Consider the following 2323-nt stretch of genomic DNA (forward strand, 5'->3'; position numbering starts at 1 on the left):
GGGGCCCCGGGGGCTCTGGTTGACCCCCCCCCCCCCCACCCCCACCCCCCCGGCGGGGCCCTCCCGCCCCGGCCCCCCCCCCCACGGCCGGTGTGCTCAGGCGCGCGGGCGGCCCATCGCGCGGTACGTCCAGCCGGCCGCCCGCCAGCGCTCCGCGTCCAGCGCGTTGCGGCCGTCGAGGATGACCGGCGAGGCGACCTCGCGGGCGAGTTCCGCCGGGTCGAGCTCGCGGAACTCGCGCCACTCCGTCAGATGCAGCACCACGTCCGCCCCGCGCACCGCCTCCGCGGCCGTGGCGGCGTATCCGAGGGTCGGGAAGAGGCGGCGCGCGTTCTCCATGCCCTTCGGGTCGTAGACGGTGACCTGGCCGCCCTGGAGGTGTATCTGACCGGCCACGTTCAGCGCGGGCGAGTCGCGGACGTCGTCCGAGTCCGGCTTGAAGGTGGCGCCGAGGACGGCGACCCGGCGGCCCAGGAACGTACTGCCGCCCAGCGCCTCGCGCGCCATCTCGACCATCTGGCCGCGGCGCCGCATGTTGATCGAGTCGATCTCGCGGAGGAAGGTCAGCGCCTGGTCGGCGCCCAGCTCCCCGGCGCGGGCCATGAAGGCCCGGATGTCCTTGGGGAGGCAGCCGCCGCCGAAGCCGATGCCGGCCCGCAGGAACTTGGGGCCGATCCGGTCGTCGTGGCCGAGGGCCTCGGCCAGCCTGGCGACGTCGCCGCCCGCGGCCTCGCAGACCTCGGCCATCGCGTTGATGAAGGAGATCTTGGTGGCGAGGAAGGAGTTGGCGGACGTCTTCACCAGCTCGGCGGTGGGGAAGTCGGTCACCACGAAGGGCGAGCCGTCGCCGACCGGCCCGGCGTACACCTCGCGCAGCAGCTTCTCCGCCCGTTCGCCCTGCACGCCGACGACGATCCGGTCCGGGTGCAGGGTGTCGTTCACGGCGAAGCCCTCGCGCAGGAACTCCGGGTTCCAGGCCAGCTCGACGCCCTGCGGGAGCACGTCCGCGAGCCGCTCGGCCGAGCCGACGGGCACGGTCGACTTGCCGACGACCAGGGCCCCTTCGCGTACGACCCCGGCGAGGGAGGTGAAGGCGGCGTCCACGTAACTCATGTCGCAGGCGTACTCGCCGTGCTTCTGCGGGGTGTTCACACAGACGAAGTGCACGTCACCGAAGGCGCCGACCTCCTCCCAGGAGGTGGTGAACCGCAGCCGCCCGCTCGATCCCTCGATGCCGGCGACGTGCTTCGCGAGCAGCTCCTCCAGGCCCGGCTCGTACATCGGGACGCGGCCGGAGGACAGCAGCTCGATCTTCTCGGGGACGACGTCAAGGCCGAGGACCTCGAAGCCCAGTTCCGCCATGGCCGCGGCGTGGGTGGCGCCGAGGTAGCCGGTGCCGATCACGGTGATCTTGAGGGCCATACGGGTCTCCAGTGACGTCGGGCGGAATGCCTGCCCGAGCATAGTCGTGCACTGGTCCGCGGCCGGGGCACGCCCTACCCTTTGGGTTACTTAACGGTAGTTAGCAAGCGTGGGAGTGAATGACTGTGGCGGGTTCGACTGATTTCGACCTGTACCGGCCGTCCGAGGAGCACGACATGCTCCGGGAGTCGGTCCGTGCGCTCGCGGAGGCGAAGATCGTGCCGTTCGCCGCGGCGGTGGACGAGGAGAGCCGCTTCCCGCAGGAGGCCCTGGACGCGCTGGTCGCCAACGACCTGCACGCCGTGCACGTGCCCGAGACCTACGGCGGTGCCGGTGCGGACGCGCTCGCGACGGTGATCGTGATCGAGGAGGTCGCGCGCGCGTGCGGCAGCTCCTCGCTGATCCCCGCGGTCAACAAGCTGGGCTCGCTGCCGGTGATCCTGTCCGGCTCCGAGGAGCTCAAGCACCGCTACCTCGGCCCGCTGGCCAAGGGCGACGCGATGTTCTCCTACGCCCTGTCCGAGCCCGACGCGGGCTCGGACGCGGCCGGGATGAAGACCCGCGCGGTCCGCGACGGCGACCACTGGATCCTCAACGGCGTCAAGCGCTGGATCACCAACGCCGGCGTCTCCGAGTACTACACGGTGATGGCCGTCACCGACCCCGACAAGCGGTCCAAGGGCATCAGCGCCTTCGTCGTGGAGAAGTCCGACGAGGGCGTCTCCTTCGGCGCCCCGGAGAAGAAGCTCGGCATCAAGGGCTCCCCGACCCGCGAGGTCTACCTCGACAACGTCCGCATCCCCGCCGACCGCATGATCGGCGCCGAGGGCACCGGCTTCGCCACCGCCATGAAGACCCTCGACCACACCCGCATCACCATCGCCGCCCAGGCCATCGGCAT

The 2323-nt window shown here is 71.5% G+C and carries 2 protein-coding genes; one reads left to right on the forward strand and one right to left on the reverse strand.

From position 1 onward, the window contains the following. Nucleotides 1-96 precede the first annotated feature (96 nt). Nucleotides 97-1422: a UDP-glucose dehydrogenase family protein gene (locus tag ABT034_RS35205; RefSeq protein WP_351221181.1), complete on the reverse strand. Its 1326-nt coding sequence runs from the start codon at nt 1420-1422 to the stop codon at nt 97-99. A 119-nt stretch (nt 1423-1541) separates the two neighbouring features. Here ABT034_RS35205 and ABT034_RS35210 point away from each other — a divergent pair. After that, nucleotides 1542-2323: acyl-CoA dehydrogenase family protein (locus ABT034_RS35210; RefSeq protein WP_351221182.1), on the forward strand; the 782-nt coding region annotated here is incomplete at its 3' end.

Source organism: Streptomyces sp. NPDC002773, from assembly GCF_040295605.1.
Classification (GTDB): Bacteria; Actinomycetota; Actinomycetes; order Streptomycetales; family Streptomycetaceae; genus Streptomyces.

What these genes read in the sequence shown, in the direction of transcription:
- ABT034_RS35205 (WP_351221181.1), bottom strand. Translation starts at nt 1,422, where the DNA reads ATGGCCCTCAAGATCACCGTGATCGGCACCGGCTACCTCGGCGCCACC.